The organism is Erwinia sp. S38, assembly GCF_016624545.1.
GTDB lineage: Bacteria > Pseudomonadota > Gammaproteobacteria > Enterobacterales > Enterobacteriaceae > Erwinia > Erwinia coffeiphila.
In genome coordinates this window covers 71,338-88,690 of record NZ_JACVTS010000009.1, presented here as the reverse complement: position 1 = coordinate 88,690, position 17,353 = coordinate 71,338, and the positions used below count along the sequence as shown (strand labels likewise).

At 56.1% G+C, this 17,353-nt stretch carries 9 protein-coding genes and 1 pseudogene; 6 read left to right on the top strand and 4 right to left on the bottom strand.

Annotated elements, in window-relative coordinates:
• Positions 1-51 precede the first annotated feature (51 nt).
• Both IBT46_RS12150 and IBT46_RS12145 read left to right on the top strand, forming a co-directional pair.
• Positions 52-1,542 carry a pitrilysin family protein gene (locus IBT46_RS12150; RefSeq protein ID WP_200545870.1) on the top strand — a complete coding sequence of 497 codons (1,491 nt, stop codon included), beginning with the start codon at positions 52-54 and terminating at the stop codon, positions 1,540-1,542.
• Positions 1,526-2,827 (top strand): alginate lyase family protein, encoded by a 1,302-nt coding sequence (locus tag IBT46_RS12145; protein WP_200545869.1) that lies wholly within the window; start codon positions 1,526-1,528, stop codon positions 2,825-2,827. The genes IBT46_RS12150 and IBT46_RS12145 overlap by 17 nt, the downstream gene beginning before the upstream one ends.
• Positions 2,828-2,930: 103 nt before the next feature.
• On the opposite strand, the gene IBT46_RS12140 is transcribed toward IBT46_RS12145, so the two are convergent.
• On the bottom strand, positions 2,931-3,878 hold the full coding sequence (locus IBT46_RS12140; RefSeq protein ID WP_200545868.1) for a sugar kinase: 948 nt from the start codon (positions 3,876-3,878) through the stop codon (positions 2,931-2,933).
• A gap of 195 nt (positions 3,879-4,073) precedes the next feature.
• Between IBT46_RS12140 and IBT46_RS12135 the strand changes: the two genes are divergently transcribed.
• Positions 4,074-6,131, top strand: coding sequence for an AsmA family protein (locus IBT46_RS12135; RefSeq protein WP_200545867.1), 2,058 nt, complete (start codon positions 4,074-4,076; stop codon positions 6,129-6,131).
• A gap of 136 nt (positions 6,132-6,267) precedes the next feature.
• On the opposite strand, the gene IBT46_RS12130 is transcribed toward IBT46_RS12135, so the two are convergent.
• Positions 6,268-7,593, bottom strand: coding sequence for an MFS transporter (locus IBT46_RS12130; protein ID WP_105593701.1), 1,326 nt, complete (start codon positions 7,591-7,593; stop codon positions 6,268-6,270).
• Between the two features lie 553 nt (positions 7,594-8,146).
• On the opposite strand from IBT46_RS12130, the gene IBT46_RS12125 reads away from it, so the two are divergent.
• Positions 8,147-9,529 carry a DUF2235 domain-containing protein gene (locus IBT46_RS12125; RefSeq protein WP_234480093.1) on the top strand — a complete coding sequence of 461 codons (1,383 nt, stop codon included), beginning with the start codon at positions 8,147-8,149 and terminating at the stop codon, positions 9,527-9,529.
• A gap of 598 nt (positions 9,530-10,127) precedes the next feature.
• Positions 10,128-12,818 (top strand): annotated as a pseudogene (gene mgtA / locus IBT46_RS12120) (magnesium-translocating P-type ATPase); the annotation flags it as partial.
• 1,013 nt (positions 12,819-13,831) lie between these two features.
• Here the strand turns inward: mgtA and IBT46_RS12115 are convergent.
• Positions 13,832-15,040, bottom strand: coding sequence for an aldose 1-epimerase family protein (locus IBT46_RS12115; RefSeq protein WP_105595329.1), 1,209 nt, complete (start codon positions 15,038-15,040; stop codon positions 13,832-13,834).
• Positions 15,041-15,404: 364 nt separating this feature from the next.
• Here IBT46_RS12115 and IBT46_RS12110 point away from each other — a divergent pair, with 364 nt between their 5' ends.
• Positions 15,405-16,655 carry a valine--pyruvate transaminase gene (locus IBT46_RS12110; protein WP_200545864.1) on the top strand — a complete coding sequence of 417 codons (1,251 nt, stop codon included), beginning with the start codon at positions 15,405-15,407 and terminating at the stop codon, positions 16,653-16,655.
• A 38-nt stretch (positions 16,656-16,693) separates the two neighbouring features.
• Here the strand turns inward: IBT46_RS12110 and ibpA are convergent, their stop codons facing one another.
• Positions 16,694-17,113 carry a small heat shock chaperone IbpA gene (ibpA, locus tag IBT46_RS12105; RefSeq protein ID WP_105595327.1) on the bottom strand — a complete coding sequence of 140 codons (420 nt, stop codon included), beginning with the start codon at positions 17,111-17,113 and terminating at the stop codon, positions 16,694-16,696.
• Between the last annotated feature and the right edge of the window lie 240 nt (positions 17,114-17,353).

Here is a 17,353-nt window from a genome sequence, read left to right as displayed (position 1 = left end):
GTAACAGATCACCAGTGATTCTTTTTGGTTTGTGATTGAGTAGGGGTTCACATGCAGGGCACCAAAATTCGTCTTTTGATTGGTGGGGTAGTACTGGCAGCGGCCAGCTGCACGGTACAGGCTGAAACTCTCCAACCCGATCCCGCCTGGCAGCAGGGAAAACTGGATAACGGTTTCAGCTGGCAGTTATTAACAACACCTCAGCGACCAAGCGATCGTATTGAAATTCGCCTGTTGGTGAATACCGGATCGCTGGTTGAAAGCGCCCAGCAAATCGGCTACAGCCACCTTTTGCCACGTCTGGCGCTGGTGCACAACGCCGCTCTTGAACCCGCTCAGCAGCGTTCTCTCTGGCAGCAAAGCATCGATCCACAGCATCCACTCCCTCCAGCCATCACCTCGTATAACTACACGGTTTATAATCTCAGTCTGCCTAATAACCGCCCGGAAATGGTGAAAGAGGCCCTGAACTGGCTGGCCGCGACCGTGGATAAAATGACCATCAATACTGAGGTGGTGAATACGGCGCTGAATGCCGACGATCCCATCGGTACCTGGCCCGGTAATACTCAGGATGTCTGGTGGCGCTACCGGCTGAAAGGCTCCACGCTGCTCGGCCACGACCCGGCGTCAGCGGTGAAGGTGCCAGTCGATCTGGCCCAGCTCAATGCATTCTATAAACAGTGGTATACCCCGGATGCGATGACCCTGTTTGTTGTCGGCAACGTTGACAGCCGCAGCCTGGCCGAGCAGATCAACAAAGTGTTTTCGCCGCTGGAAGGCAAACGTGAGCAGCCCGCTCCGCTGCCAACGCTTTCTCCACTGCCGCCGCAGCCGGTAAATCTGGTCAATCCGGCACTCGGCCAGGACCGCCTGTCTCTGGTCTGGGATAATCCCTGGATGCCAATCCGGGAATCGCAGAATTTACAGCGCTACTGGCAGGGCGATCTGGCGCGCGAAGCGCTGTTCTGGCACGTTCAGCGCGTGCTAAGCGAGAATAAAGCTCAGGGTGTACAGGTCGGCTTTGACTGCCGCGTGCTGTATCAGCGCGCCCAGTGCGCCATCAATATTGATTCGGACAACGCGGCACTCAGTAGCAACCTGGACCTGATCGCCAAAGAGATGGCTAACGTGCGTGACAACGGCCTGACGCAGCAGGAATTTGATACGCTGATGGCGCAGAAAAATACCGAGCTGAACAAGCTGTTTGCCACCTATGCCCGCACCGATACCGACGTGCTGATGAGCCAGCGCCTGCGCTCGCAGCAGAATGCGGTGGTGGATATCGCTCCGGAACAGTACCAGAAGCTGCGCCAGGCGTTTCTCTCCGGCCTGACGCTGGACATGTTGAACCAGGAACTGCGCCAGCAGCTGACCCAGGATATCACCATGATGCTGATGCAGCCGCAGGGCGAACCGGAAATTAATGCCGGGCAGCTACAGGAAAGCTGGCAGAAAATTATGAAGCCGATTGACGCCGCGCCTCAGGCCCCCGCAACGCCAGCCGACCCGGCGGTAGCAACGGATGCGCCAGCGCAGTAACCGCAGGGCGGCCTTTCAGGGCCGCCCTTTTTCTTTACGCGGGGCGATTCCGTTCCTGCTGCTCATCCTCTCAGCGTTCTCCCCCGCGCTTTGCGCACAGGAATATGCCTTCATTAACGACAGCGACCTGGTACTGAACCGCCAGCGTTTATTACAGCAACAGGCACCCGAACCGACGCTCGCCGCCTGGCAGGCGCTGCATCGCGCGGCAGATAAAGCGCTGAAGCAACCGCTGCTCAGCGTCACCGATAAAGGGATGACTCCGCCCAGCGGGTCAAAACATGACTACCTGAGCCTCAGCGCCTACTGGTGGCCGGACGGCAATAAACCGGACGGGTTGCCCTGGGTCAGGCGCGATGGTCACGTTAATCCGGCAAGTAAAAATGAGCAAAGCGACGGCGTGCGGCTGGCGTCGTTTACCGCCAGTGTTCAAACGCTGACCCTCGCCTGGTATTTCTCCGGCGACCGGCGTTATGCGGATAAAGCCATCGCGCTGATGCGCCACTGGTTTATTAACCCGGCAACGCGCATGAACCCCAATCTGGAGTATGCCCAGGGCGTGCCGGGCATCGCCGACGGGCGGCACACCGGCGTGCTGGACGGCCGCTACTTCGCCACCCGCATTGTTGACTCGCTAATCATGCTGCGGCAGGCTCCGGGGTGGCAGGAAAAGGACGAACAGCAGATGCAGCGCTGGATGAACGATTATCTCCAGTGGCTGCTGACCAGCCGCGAGGGCCGGGGCGAGGCGGCGGCGAAGAATAACCACGGCAGCTGGTACAGCGCGCAGGTGGCAGGCATTGCCTGGTACGTTCAGCGACCTGACGTCATCCGCCAGATGTTCCAGCAGGCGCAGAGGCGGATGGCCGGTCAGCTGACCGCCGACGGCCGTCAGCCTCTGGAACTGGCGCGCGCACGCTCGTTTCACTACAGCTGGTTTAACCTGCAGGCGCTGAGCGCGCTGGCGACCGTTGTCGGTAAGAACGGGTCGGGGGATTTATGGCGCTACCGGACGCCGCAGGGTTCCGGGCTGTTAACCGCGCTGGACTTTATGGCACCCTGGAGCGACGGCGCGAAGCACTGGCCTTACCCCAGCCTCGATCATATTGGCGTGAGGCTGATTCCGCTGCTGGTACAGGCGGATAACCAGCTGCAAAGCCAGCGCTACCGGCAGCAAATCGAACGGGCTGACTGGGCGCTGCCCGGAACCGGTGCCGCCCGCGGTGCAACGCTCGATGCCCTGCGAGCCAGCTGGCTGCTGGCAGTGCCCGCCTACAGCCGCTGACGGGCTTCACTGCAATCGAGATCGCCTTCCGCACCCGACGGTTCAGGTGATAACCCCGTCGGTACTGCCTGCTGAACGGTGGAATGGTGGGCAGCCGGTTTAGTTAATTACCCTGCGTTCCTACCGGCATCGCGTCGCGAGGAATAATCGCACCGCGATGCTGGATCACCGTGCTGGCCGTCAGATGTCCGCGCTTAGCAGCCTCTTCTGCGCTGCCGCCGGTCAGGCGCACCGCCAGATAGCCCGCGCTGAACGAGTCCCCTGCGGCGGTGGTATCCACTACGCTATCGGCCGACAACCGCACTGCAGGTATCTCCAGCAGCGGCTCCACGCCCGTATCCACCAGGCACGCATCGGCCCCGCGTTTAATCACGATTTCCTGCACTCCCGCAGCGCGGGTACGGCGAATCACTTCGGCGCTATCAGCCTCACCCCACAGCAGCGTTTCATCATCCAGCGTCAGGAACGCGATATCGGTATGGGCCAGCATTGCCTGCCAGGCCGACTGTGCCTCTTCCTGGCTTTGCCACAGGCGCGGGCGATAGTTGTTATCGAAGATAATTTTGCCACCGTTAGCGCGGCAGGCAGCCAGCAGGGCATACAGTTTTTCGCGGCTCTGCGAGCTGAGGATCGCCAGGCTGACGCCGCTCAGATAGAGGTAGTCATAGTGCGCCAGCTGCTGGCAGATCGCATCGGCTTGCTCGCCATCCAGCCAGAAGCGGGCGGCGGCATCGTTGCGCCAGTACCAGAAGGTGCGCTCGCCTTGGGCATCGGTTTCAATCACGTACAGTCCCGGCAGCTTGTTCTCCAGCCGCTGGATCAAGTCGGTGTGCAATCCTTCGCTCTGCCACGCGTCAATCATTTCATTGCTGAAGCTGTCTTTCCCTAACGCGGTGACATAGTCCACGCGCAGCGCCTGGGGTTGTACCTGGCGGGCGACATAGACTGCCGTATTCAGCGTATCGCCGCCGAAACCCCGGCTCATATCGCTGCCGCGCTGGGAAAGCTCAATCATGCATTCGCCTATTACGGCAATTTTCTGTTGCGTCATTTTTCTCGGCCCGTAGGAAATTTTTTATCCAGTCTCGCCGCCCGCAGCTGCCCAGTCAATATTTAAAACGATGTTTTATTTTTATTGTGATATCAGTTTAATTATTGCGTTCACGCGTGCCGCCGCTCCCACGGATGCCAGATCCTCCCCCCTGGGCTATCTTTACATAAGCCTAAAAAAGGGAAGGAGAAGCGAATGTCGCGTACCGGGAAAATAATCAGCTGGGCCATCGGCGTGCTGGTCGTACTACTGGTGGCTCTGGTAGTGCTGATTGCCACGTTCGACTGGAACCGTTTAAAGCCGACGATCAACCGCAAGGTTTCGCAGGAAATTAACCGTCCGTTCGCCATCCGTGGCGATCTGGGCGTCGCCTGGGAACGCAACCGCAGCGAGCCGGGCTGGCGCAGCTGGGTACCGTGGCCACATATTCATGCTCAGGACATTATGCTGGGCAACCCGCCGGAAATCCCCGATCTGACCATGGCGCATCTTGAGCGCGTTGATGCGTCGATTTCGCCACTGGCGCTGCTGGGAAAAGAAGTGTGGCTACCGTGGATCAAGCTACAGCAGCCGCAGGCGAAGCTGGTACAAACCGCTGACGGCAAGAACAACTGGACCTTTAACCTGGCCGGCAACGAAAGCAAAGACCCGAATCAGCCGCCTTCCGCCTGGTCATTCCGTCTGGACAATATCGTTTTTGACCAGGGAACCATCGGCTACCGCGACGCGATTAACAAAGCCGACGTTAAGGTAACGGTCGATCCGCTGGGTAAACCCGTGCCCTACGCCCAGCTGGCGGGAGGCGATGACAAACAGAAGGGCGCGGCCGACTTTGTCTTTGGCTGGCAGGCCAGCGGCACCTATAACAGGGAAAAACTGACCGGCGAAGGCAAGATTGGCGGCATGCTCTCACTGCGCAGCCAGACAACGCCGTTCCCGGTGCAGGCCGACGTACGCAGCGGAACAACCCGGGTTCGCCTGGCGGGAACCATCCAGAATCCAATGTCTCCCGGCGGCGTTGACCTTCGGCTGCGCTTCTCCGGCGACACGCTGGCGAACCTCTACGGCCTGACCGGCGTGCTGCTGCCGGATACCCCGCCGTATGAGACCGACGGCCACCTCAGCGCCCGTTTCCGCGAGAAAGGCGGTGCGGTGTTCCGCTATCAGAACTTTAATGGTCATATCGGCGACAGTGATATTCGTGGCTCGCTCACCTACAGCCAGACGAAGCCGCGGCCAAAACTGGAGGGTGAACTGGAATCGCGCCAGCTGCGGATGGCCGACCTGGGTCCGTTAATCGGCGTGAACTCGGGTAAAGGCAGTGAGAAAACCGAGCAGGCGAAAAAGAAACGCGGCGAAGCCTCCACGCAGCCCGCCGATCGCGTTCTGCCGCATGATAAGTTCGACAGTAAAAGCTGGAGCGTGATGGATGCGGATGTGCGCTTCAGCGGCAAACGCATCGAACACGGCAGCTCGCTGCCGCTCAGCGATCTGTCTACCCACCTGAAGCTGAAAAACGGCGATCTGCGCCTCGATCCGCTGCGCTTCGGCATGGCGGGCGGCACGATAAACTCAACCATCCATCTGGAAGGGGATAAAACGCCGCTACAGGGGCGGGCCGATGTGCATGCCCGCAGCCTCAAGCTACGTCAATTGTTCCCTGACGTGCAGGCGATGCAAAGCGCGCTGGGGCAGCTGAACGGTGATGCCACGCTGAGCGGACGGGGAAATTCGGTGGCCGACCTGCTGGCCACCAGTAACGGCGATCTGAAGCTGCTGATGAACGATGGTCTGATCAGCCGCAGCCTGATGGAAATTGTCGGGCTTAACGTCGGCAACTACGTGGTGGGCAAACTGTTTGGCGATGATGAAGTGAAGATCAACTGCGCGGCGGCGAATTTGCAGGTGAGAAACGGGCTGGCCTCATCGCGGCTGTTTGTCTTCGATACCGAAAATGCGGTAATCAATATTACCGGCACCACCAACTTCGCTAACGAACGCCTGGATCTGTCAATCGATCCGGAAAGTAAAGGCATCCGTATTATCACCCTGCGCTCGCCGCTGTACGTGCGCGGCACCTTTAAAAATCCTGATGCGGGGGTGAAAGCAGGCCCGTTGATTGCTCGCGGTGCTGCTGCGGTAGCGCTGGGTGCAGTGGTCGCTCCGGCTGCGGCGCTGCTGGCGCTCATTTCCCCCAGCGAGAACGATCAGAATCAGTGTACGAAGGTCCTTGGGCAGATGAAGGGGAAATAGCCAATGCAGCGTGACGCGTTTTAGTCAGAGGAAGCAAGGAAGGCTGCGGACAAAAAGCGAAAAAAATCGCCGCCACGGTCAAGTGGCGGCGAAGACGGTTGATGCGTGCTTCAGGCGGCATAACCGCCAGGAAGATTTAATCAAACAGTGATTCGTGACGGGTTTCGCGGCATTTAATCAGCGCGAGCAGCGTCAGGAACGCCATGGAAGCCAGGTAAACGCCAACGTAGAACAGGCCATAGGTGTGTGCTAACCAGGTGGCGATATACGGCGCTACGGATGCCCCTAAAATTGACGACAAATTGTAGGAGAACGAGGCTCCGGTATAGCGTACTTCGGTCGGGAACAGCTCCGGCAGCAGCGCACCCATCGGGCCGAAAGTCAGGCCCATAATGCTCAGACCGCACAGCAGGAACGCCATCACCAGCGCCTGATTACCTGAACCCAGCATGGAAGGGAAGATCAGCGCGAAAGCGATAATCATCAGGGTAATCACAATCATCGTCTTACGACGACCAAAGCGGTCGGCCAGCATACCGGCAATCGGCACCATCACGCCAAAACCAATCACCGCAACCATCAGCATCCACAGGAAGGTATTACGCGGAATACCCAGGCCGTTTGGAGCCGGTGTTGTGCCATAGGTCATGGAGTACACGGTCATAATGTAGAACAGGGTGTAGGTCGCCAGCATGATAAAGGTGCCCAGCACGGTCGCACCCAGATGCTTGCTCAGCAGCGTACCGATTGGCACTTTAACCTGCTTTTTCTCTTTCTGGACTTTGGCAAACACCGGCGACTCATGCAGCGAGACGCGAACGTACAGACCAATCAGTACCAGCACGGCAGAGAGTACGAACGGTACGCGCCAGCCCCAGTTCATAAACTGCTCATCGGTCAGCAGCCAGGAAAGCAGCAGGAAGGTGCCGTTGGCAAAGAAGAAGCCGATCGGTGCGCCGAGCTGTGGGAATGAGCCGTAAAGCGCGCGTTTTTTCGCAGGCGCATTTTCAGTAGCCAGCAGAGCAGCACCGCCCCACTCGCCGCCCAGGCCGAGACCCTGACCAAAACGCGCCAGCGCCAGCAGCATGGGAGCAAACACGCCAATGCTATTGTAGCTCGGCAGCAGGCCGATGATGACGGTAGAGATCCCCATAGTCAGCAGCGAGGCCACCAGCGTGGCTTTACGGCCAACGCGGTCACCGAAGTGACCGAAGAGCGCAGAGCCGATCGGGCGGGCCACAAAAGCGATAGCAAAGGTCGCCAGCGACTGTAGCGTGGCCACGGTGGCATCACCCTGCGGGAAGAAAATATGCGGGAAGACGATCACCGCCGCAGTAGCATAAATATAGAAATCGAAGAATTCGATAGCCGTACCGACCAGAGAAGCAACCACCACTTTACTACGGGAGTTTACGGGTGCAGCGTCTTCAGCGGCGATAGATGGAGCGATGGAGGCTTGCATAATTGTTTCTTTATTCTAATAAACGAAAAAGAATCTTACGCAGAGGTTTAATCGCATTCAATGGTGAAAGTGCGCAGTGAGTTTATAGATCCTACGGGAAAAGAGGATAATGTTTAATATGCGATATTTGCGAGAACATGTCAGGGAAAATGAAATGTTTTTTAGAGTTAATCACCAAAAAATGGCAAATAAAAGTTAGGAACCAGTGATAAACGCCCCTCTTTGGCCAAAAAGTGACCTTTATCCAGGGTTTTTGACTACTTCTCACCTCACATTCACCGTCTCTTTTCTATGCAGATGGCTTATTTATAATTTAAGTCAATTAATGCCGATCCGCTTTTAATTAAAATACATTCTCCGACGGCATAAAAAATCTGTAGTAAATATCAACAATCACCAGGGAAAGGTTATTATGGATAAAATTACTCGCAGTGATACTTCTGTCCTGAACAGCGCGCATTCCGCCCTATCCGATAAACATCGCAGCAGAGTGCTTTCGATAGGGATCTTTTTCGACGGCAGCGGGAATAACGCTTATAACACCATGAAACGCATGGATATATACAGTAAACATACCCATGATGAATCTTGCTTTTCGCAGACAATTAACGGGGCAAGACCCGGTGATATCTCACGCAGCAGTTATGATAAGTATTACACCAATATTTATCGGCTGTTTACTCTCTATAAATCTTCCAGGGGCGACCAGGCTGAATCTCAGGCAGGTTTATATATCAGTGGGACCGGTACACATTCCGGTGATGCGGACAGTATTAGCGGTTTTGCGATTGGTGAAGGGAAAAGTGGCATTATTGCCAAAACGGATGAGGCGATTGCCGCACTCTCTGCTGAGCTAAAGAAAATAATACGCCAGGATAAAGAAAAAGGGCAGATTACCCGGCTGACATTCGACCTTTTCGGCTTCAGCCGTGGTGCGGCGTCGGCGCGCCACTTTGCTAATCGTGTTGCAGGGCGAGATCCGCTACTGACCGCAGCTATTGTTGAAGGCTTAAAAGAGCGGGGAGATCGCGCTCTCCCGGCGATCGAGACTCGCTTTATCGGACTGTTCGACGGTGTGGCCGGTATTGCGAATATGGCCAACGCATTCGATCCCCACAGCCCGCACGACGGGAGTCTGAAACTGTCATTACCCCCTGGCATTGCGCACCGGGTCTTTCAAATTGCGGCAGCACATGAGTATCGCTACAACTTCTGCCTGCAAAGCATTGCGCCTGAGTATCCCGAGCTGATTCTCCCCGGCGCGCACTCGGATATTGGCGGGGGCTACAATCCGCAGGAAGAAGAGCACCAGTTCCTCAGCCAGCCGGAGTTCACTTACTTACCTGCCGAAACTCCGGACGAGATGGCCGATGTTGTACGGCAGGCCAATGAAAATATGCGAATTTTGCAGGGTAATCCAGCGTTGAAGCCGCTGCTGAACAGTGGAAAGATGAAGGTTGAGAGCTGGCATGACGAATGGCTGCCTCCCAGTCAGGAAGGGCTTGCACGCAAACGGGTGGGGGCGGCTGTAGTTTTTCGCCGTCGTCTGAGTAACGACTGGGCGAAGCTCGCACTGCGGGTGATGGTGGATGCCGCGCAGGAGGCCGGTGTGATGCTGGCAAATATCGATGAAGACGATCCCGAATTCAGCCTGCCGCCGGAGCTGGTACCACTCTGCGAATTCGCCCGCGAGCAGGGTAAACGGCAGCGAAGCGGCAAATCGCCGCAGCCCTTCAGCGATGATGACCTGCGCATCGCAGGCCGCTACCTGCATTTTTCAGCCAGCTGGTGTGCCGTCCAGGAAGCGTTTGTCTGGCGTGATGGCGGATGGCTGACCACCGTTTCCAGGTCGGTCAGGCGGGAGGCATTAATCAGTTATCCCGATCGCCCGGATGAAAACTGGATGCGGACGATTTACCCTTCATCTACGTCATAAAATGACGTTTTGTACATTCGTTGATAAACAGTTTAGGAAAAAATCGGCCCTTTTTTTACGCTAAATTAATTTTTTTACCTTAAAATCATCATGTTATTTTTATAATTTTTATTACTTCCCGTAATTAATCTCCGGGTTTACATTACGTAGCCCGGCGATTAGAATCTCGGCAAATTACTAACGGAGCCTGCATTTCATTGGACAGTCACCCTTTACCTGAACATTACTGAAGGCAGGTCCACTCCGTTTAATGTGTGCCTGCCGTAAAAACGGCGGGCCATGCTGCAACTCTCTTCCGAGCTGTTTCATCCCGTAAATCAATTTCATTCGATCTGGTCTTCGCCAGCGGCATAGCTGCGTGCCTGGCTATCAGAGCATCCCTCTGCTGTACCAGCGATTTTCGCTGCGCGGCAGATTAACCCAGGAGCACACGATGAAAGAACCTCCGTCACGAGAGAGGCGATGGCAGGATGAACACGGGAGGATAACGCACTAACGTTTCTTCTCCTTTCCGTCTGCCTGCCACGCCTCCTTCCCTGAATTTACTGAAAAAACCTCGTTTGCAGGGGCATTCTCCTGCACGTAAAAAAAACGTCATTCAAGGAGCAGGCAGATGAAAATGCATCACGCCGATCTGAAAAAGGCACGCGATCTGGCGATCGCCAGCGCAGCCAGCCGGAGCCAGGAACACACCCTCGCTCAACTTAATACTCAACGCCACGGGCTGACCTTTGAGGATGCCGCAGAACGCCTGGAACACTTTGGCACCAACCAGGTTGCCAGCGAAAAAGCCCCGGCAGCAGCAATACAGCTGGTGCAGGCGTTCAATAATCCGTTTATCTGGGTGCTGACCGCGCTGGCGGCCATCAGTTTTGTTACCGATTATGTGCTGCCTCTGAATCGCGGTGAAGATACCGACCTGACCGGCGTGATCATTGTGCTGGTGATGGTCAGCCTCAGCGGCTTACTGCGTTTCTGGCAGGAATACCGCACGAACAAAGCGGCGGAAGCGCTGAAATCCCTGGTGCGCACGACTGCCACGGTGATTCGACGCAGCCATGCGCACAGTGAAGCGATGGAGATGGAAATCCCACTACAGCAGGTCGTACCGGGCGATATCGTACGGCTGTCGGCGGGCGATATGATCCCGGCCGACGTGCGCCTGCTGGCCTCGCGCGACCTGTTTGTCAGCCAGGCGGCGCTGAGCGGTGAAGCGTTACCGATTGAGAAATATGACACCCAAAGCAGCCCGAACGTTGCCGGACCGCTCAGTGAACAGGAGCTGCTCAGCCTGCCCGGTATCTGCCTGATGGGCACCAGCGTGGCCAGCGGTAGCGCAACGGCGGTGGTGGTAGCTACCGGCGGCCATACCTGGTTTGGTTCACTGGCAACTTCACTGCTGGGTAAGCGCCCGCAAACGGCGTTCGATCGCGGGGTCAACAGCGTCAGCTGGCTGCTGATCCGCTTTATGCTGGTCATGGTGCCGATCGTCCTGCTGCTCAACGGCTACAGCAAAGGTGACTGGAGCGATGCGCTGCTGTTTGCTCTGGCGGTTGCGGTGGGGCTGACCCCGGAAATGCTGCCGATGATCGTTAGCTCTAACCTCGCGAAAGGCGCGATTGCCCTGTCGCGGCGGAAAGTGGTGGTGAAAAGGCTCAATGCCATCCAGAACTTCGGCGCAATGGACGTGCTGTGCAGCGATAAAACCGGCACGCTGACTCAGGATCGCATCATTCTGTCTCACCACCTGGATTTGCACGACCGCAGCGACGAACGCGTACTACAGCTGGCGTGGCTGAACAGCCGCCATCAGACCGGCGTGAAAAATCTGATGGACAAGGCCGTTCTGGCCTTCAGCCAGGGCAATATGGCGGTCAACGACCTGTGGCGCTATCGCAAAATTGACGAGCTGCCGTTCGATTTTGAACGCCGCCGCCTGTCGATTCTGCTGGCGGACCAGAACCAGCAGCAGATGCTGGTCTGCAAAGGCGCGGTGGACGAAATGCTGGCGGTTTCCAGCTACTGGCGCGACGGCGACGAAATCCGCCCGCTGGATGAGGCCGCGCGTCAACGCATTCGCGATCAGGCAGAGAACTATAACCAGCAGGGCTTCCGCGTACTGGTGGTCGGCTGGCGGGCTATTGAAGGCAGCCCGATCTCACTGCCGCTAAGTATCCATGACGAGCGCGAACTGATTATCAGCGGCGTTTTGACTTTCCTCGATCCACCGAAGGAAAGCGCGGCAGAAGCCATTGCTGCCCTGCACGAAAACGGCGTGACGGTGAAAGTACTGACCGGCGATAACGCGATTATTACCAGCAAAGTGTGCCGGGACGTGGGTCTGGAGCCGGGTGAACCGCTGTGCGGCAGTGAAATCGCCCAGCTCAGCGATGATGAACTCTACCTGCTGGTTGAGCAGCGTACGCTGTTCTGCCGCCTGACGCCGCAGCAAAAAACCCGCGTACTGCAGGCATTGCAGCACAACGGACATACGGTGGGCTTCCTCGGCGACGGTATTAATGATGCGCCGGCACTGCGGGCGGCGGATATCGGCATCTCCGTGGATACCGCCACGGATATTGCCAAAGAATCCGCGGATATCATCCTGCTGGAAAAAAGCCTGCTGGTGCTGGAACAGGGCGTGATGACCGGGCGCGAAACCTTCGGCAACATTATCAAATACCTGAACATGACCGCCAGTTCTAACTTCGGCAACGTCTTTTCGGTGCTGGTGGCCAGCGCGTTTATTCCGTTTTTACCGATGATGGCGATCCATCTGCTGCTGCAAAACCTGATGTATGACCTGTCCCAGCTGGCGCTGCCGTGGGACAAAATGGACAAAGAGTTTCTGCGCAAGCCGCGCCGCTGGGATGCGAAGAATATCGGCCGGTTTATGCTGTGGATTGGGCCAACGTCATCCATTTTCGATATCACCACCTTCTGGCTGATGTGGACAGTGTTCGCCGCTAACAGCGTGGAAAGCCAGGCGCTGTTCCAGTCCGGCTGGTTCGTTGAGGGGCTGCTGTCGCAGACGCTGGTGGTACATATGCTGCGCACGCGCAAAATTCCGTTTATTCAGAGCCGCGCCGCGCTGCCGGTGATGCTGGCGACCGGGCTGGTGATGGTTGCCGGGATTTTGATCCCGTTCTCGCCGCTGGGCCACGCCGTCGGGCTGGTGCCGCTGCCGTGGAGCTACTTCCCATGGCTGCTGGCCACGCTGCTGGGCTACTGCCTGGTTGCACAGGGCATGAAGCGTCTTTATATCCGTCGTTTCGGCCAGTGGTTCTGAGGAGGATAAGATGAAGAAGGATCATTCAGCGGTGGCGATTGTGTTGTTTTTTGTCGGGGTGGTGATTTTTTCCGGGGCGATACTGATGATATTTAGTGAATAGGGGGTGGGGGATCGGGCTGCGGATGGGTCCAGATCGCGGGTGGGTTCGAGTTGCTGCACGTTCTGCGCATGGCTTATCGGGGATATCCGGAACGCGGACCCGCTGTCACATCCATGTGCGCTCGGCCTCGCACTTCCCTGTGCTCGGACGGTCCGCTTGTCCGGATAACCCCGATTGCCTGTTTACTGAGGTGTTGCTGTTCAGGTCGCGTCAGGTTTTAGTGCCTGGCGTATCGGGGCTGGCCGGAACGCGGACCCGCTGCCACGTCCATGTGCGCTCGGCCTCGTACTTCCCTGTGCTCGGACGGTCCGCTAACCCGTCCATCCCCGATTGCCCGTAAACTAAGGTGTTGCTGTTTTAAAGTCTGTTTCTTCCAGCTTCAAAGCTTTGTTTTTCTGGTTGAAATTGCGAAGAGATCACCCGGTATCACGCTGGCTGATAAATGAAGGAAAAGTGCTCAGTATGATTATGTTCGGCTGTACCACAACAGATTAGCCTGAGAAGCTAATGCTCTGAAAAGCTGCTGCATCATCGCCTGAAAGGTAAACATGATGAGAAAACTGCAACACCAAAACCTTAACGGTAAACGTGACGAGAAAGCAGCAACACCAAAACCTTAACGGTAAACGTGACGAGAAAGCAGCAATCAATTCGCTTGAAAGGAGAACGTTGCGGGGCAGATAAGCCGGGTGTATGCCGCAGGGACGCGGCATCCAAGTCCCCAGGGACTGGGTTCACGACGTCCCGGCGTTATGCCCCGTAACGGTCGCCGATGCTCCGATCCAGAAGCGATGAAAGCATCTCGTCACGTTAACCGATGCACAAATCCTGAAGCGAGAGAGGACTCTCGTCGCGTTAACCGATGCGCTAAACGTGAAGCGACAAGATGCCCCGTAACGCTACAAACTCATCACTCTGTCGCGATCGGCGTCTCGCTAATCGCTACGGTTTCATCACCCTGGATTTTCTGCACCCGCTGCTCAACCTGCTGCACCGCGCTGGCATCCTTCAGCAGAGAATAGGTCAGCGTAAACTCGGTACTTTGCCCTGGCTGCAACTGCTTCACGCGACCCTGCTCTTTCTCAATCGTCACCGGATAGGCATAGTTGGTACCCGGCTCAATCCCGGTCACGTAACCCTGCTTCTGCGTATCGGTGTTTTTCCACATGGTCAGCAGCGGCAGCTGTTTGATATCGAACTCAATTGATGCGCCCTTATCGCCCTTACTGTTAATCACTGCGGCCACGGTTTTACCGTTTTCGTCGGCTTTCGGCGTGAGGTTAAACACCATCTCGTCGAAATCTTTGGTCGGCGCGCCGTAAACATTCCAGTCGTTCAGACCTTTCTTCGCGTAGTCGTTAAACGGTGAAACCGACTTCAGCGGCGCGATAAAGCGTGCGTCTTTCTCAAGGATCGGCGTACCGAAGTTGCTGTGGTAGATAATCTGGTAATCGTGCGGATAGTCCGCGTGGTTGGTCAGCACATCGTGCACGGTAAAGGAGTCAGAGCCGGGCACGTAACGCAGCTCGGTCCAGGTTTCGAGCTTCGCTTTTTTGAAGGTGGTTTCTTTCAGCAGACCGCGAATACGGATTTCATGCGGTGCTTTTTCATCGACGATCACTTCAACTTTTGAAGCCGGGGTATTACCCGCTTTGCCGTGCAGCGTGTAAATCACGCCATCTTTGGTGACCGGGTGGCCGGTCCACTCAAAGCCACAGCGCACCATCATTTCGTTGAACCCTTCCAGCCAGCCCAGACCGTTGCGGCTTTCCAGATTGATGTAAGCCGGATTGACGACCTCATCGACCGGGGAATCCCAGCCAAGGCGCACGCCGTGACCGTTAACATGCAGCAGATCCATGCCTCGCGTCGGGCTGAGGGCGATGGTCAGGCCGTTTTTGCTGGTAATGGTCAGCACTTTCGAGCCTTCCTGCTTGCCGCCGTGCAGGACTTTTTGCTGAATGCTGAAGTTCTCACCGGATAGCTTCAGCTGCTGGCTGTTTACCTGCCAGTTTCCCTTTTCCACACTGGTTTCAGCATCCGTCAGCAGCCAGCTTTGCGCCGATGCCTGACCGCAGATTAACGCCGTAATTACCCCTGCCAGAAGTCTTTTCTTCATCGTATTATCCCTTTTGCTGAATTGATTTAGCTTTGACCGCGTCAAGACTACAAACCAGCGCGGGAGAAAAATGTGACAATCATCACCGCATGGACTTTTGGTCAATTTTAGTCGGATAAACGTGCTATTACTCACTAAAAATTGTATCAGGCGTCCGGTTTATCATTAATTACTGCGACACAGAGCAAATCCCCCATCGCTTCAGACTTAACGATTCAGCCAATTCTTTCAGGACCAGTGGAAAATCATGATTTGGACATGGGCTATCCCACCCGCGTGCGGTCCCTGATGCACGAATATTGCATCACACCAGTGCCAGCGTTAAGGTGGTCACCCTTAGTGAATAACAAGTGATTAACAGGGTATGAGCTTCTCGGCTTTCGGTGACAAATTTACGCGCCACTCAGGCATTACGCGCCTGATGGAAGATATGGGTGAGGGTTTACGCACGCCGGGTACGGTGATGTTAGGCGGCGGTAATCCCGCGCAGATCCCCGCAATGAATGACTATTTCCATCAGCTTTTGCAGCAGATGCACGATGAAGGCAAGCTGACGGATGCGCTGTGCAACTACGACGGCCCGCAGGGTAAAAGTACCCTGCTGAACTCTCTGGCGGAGCTGCTCAGTAAAGAGCAGGGCTGGCAGATTTCGCCGAAAAATATTGCCCTGACCAACGGCAGCCAGAGCGCCTTTTTCTACCTGTTTAACCTGTATGCCGGGCATCGCACTGACGGCCAGAAAAAGCGCGTACTTTTCCCGCTGGCTCCAGAATATCTTGGCTATGCCGATGCCGGTCTGGATGAGGACCTGTTTGTCTCCGCTCGACCGAATATCGAAATGCTGCCGGAAGGCCAGTTCAAGTATCACGTGGACTTTGAACATCTGCATATCGGCGAAGATACCGGCCTGATCTGCGTCTCCCGACCCACCAATCCCACCGGTAACGTGATTACCGATGACGAGTTGCTGAAACTGGACGCACTGGCGCAGCAGCACGATATTCCACTGCTGATTGATAATGCTTACGGCGTTCCTTTCCCGGGCATTATCTTCAGTGAAGCGCGCCCGCTGTGGAATCCGAACATCATTCTGTGTATGAGTCTGTCCAAGCTGGGGCTGCCGGGCTCGCGCTGCGGCATCATCATCGCCGATGAGAAGGTGATCTCGGCCATCAGCAATATGAACGGGATTATCAGCCTCGCCCCCGGCAGTATTGGCCCGGCCATGGCGCATGAGATGATTCAACGTGGCGATCTGCTGCGGCTGTCGGAAGAAGTGATTAAGCCCTTCTATCAGGAACGCGTTAAGCAGACGATCGCGGTTATTCGCCGCTATCTGCCTGAAGATCGCTGCCTGATCCATAAACCTGAAGGCGCGATTTTCCTCTGGCTGTGGTTTAAGGACCTGCCGATTTCGACTGAGGTTCTCTATCAGCGGCTGAAGCAGCGCGGCGTGCTGATGGTACCGGGGCATTTCTTCTTCCCGGGGCTGGAGGCTGAGTGGCCTCACACGCATCAGTGCATGCGCATGAACTACGTTCCGGATAGCGAAGTGATTGAGCGGGGCGTGGCGATTCTGGCGGAAGAGATAGAGCGAGCGAGAAGCGAAGCATAAACAACAGGGGCCGCTTAACGGCGGCCCCTGCATCAGCATTATTTCAGAATTTCAATGCGGCGCGGTTTATTGGCTTCCGGCACCACGCGTTCCAGGTCGATGTACAGCAGACCATTCTCCAGGCGAGCATCCCGCACGTGGACGTGCTCCGCCAGCTGGAATTTACGCTCAAAGTTACGTTCCGCGATGCCCTGATACAGATAGGTGCGCTGTTCCTGCTCTTCAGGATGCGAGCCGCGAACAGTCAGTAAATTGTCGTGGGAGGTGATCTCCAGCTCGCTTTCCGCAAAACCGGCCACGGCAATCGTAATACGATAGTGGTTTTCCGCCACCAGCTCCACGTTGTAGGGAGGGTAGCCGCCGTTGTTCCCCTGACCCTGGCTGGTTTCCAGCAGGTTGATCAGACGGTCAAAGCCGATAGATGAACGATACAGTGGGGCAAGGTCGAAATTACGCATGTTTAAGCTCCTGATATACAGCGAGTTATTAAGATATCGACTCTCCACTATGGACGAGTCGCTGGCTCAGTAAGTACCGCCCTGTCGGCGCAGGTACTTCACTGACCGTAGTAGTAAAATGGTGACATGGGTGACGCTTTCAAGGGTAAGTTGCAATTTTTTTAACCCGATCGCACTGAATGTCATACACTCAGGGATGAGTTCGTCGGCCTTTGTGCCAGCCACCGTAAGAGTGGACCG

What these genes read in the sequence shown, in the direction of transcription:
- IBT46_RS12150 (WP_200545870.1), top strand. Translation starts at nt 52, where the DNA reads ATGCAGGGCACCAAAATTCGTCTTTTGATTGGTGGGGTAGTACTGGCA.
- IBT46_RS12145 (WP_200545869.1), top strand. Translation starts at nt 1,526, where the DNA reads ATGCGCCAGCGCAGTAACCGCAGGGCGGCCTTTCAGGGCCGCCCTTTT.
- IBT46_RS12140 (WP_200545868.1), bottom strand. Translation starts at nt 3,878, where the DNA reads ATGACGCAACAGAAAATTGCCGTAATAGGCGAATGCATGATTGAGCTT.
- IBT46_RS12135 (WP_200545867.1), top strand. Translation starts at nt 4,074, where the DNA reads ATGTCGCGTACCGGGAAAATAATCAGCTGGGCCATCGGCGTGCTGGTC.
- IBT46_RS12130 (WP_105593701.1), bottom strand. Translation starts at nt 7,593, where the DNA reads ATGCAAGCCTCCATCGCTCCATCTATCGCCGCTGAAGACGCTGCACCC.
- IBT46_RS12125 (WP_234480093.1), top strand. Translation starts at nt 8,147, where the DNA reads ATGGATATATACAGTAAACATACCCATGATGAATCTTGCTTTTCGCAG.
- IBT46_RS12115 (WP_105595329.1), bottom strand. Translation starts at nt 15,040, where the DNA reads ATGAAGAAAAGACTTCTGGCAGGGGTAATTACGGCGTTAATCTGCGGT.
- IBT46_RS12110 (WP_200545864.1), top strand. Translation starts at nt 15,405, where the DNA reads ATGAGCTTCTCGGCTTTCGGTGACAAATTTACGCGCCACTCAGGCATT.
- ibpA (WP_105595327.1), bottom strand. Translation starts at nt 17,113, where the DNA reads ATGCGTAATTTCGACCTTGCCCCACTGTATCGTTCATCTATCGGCTTT.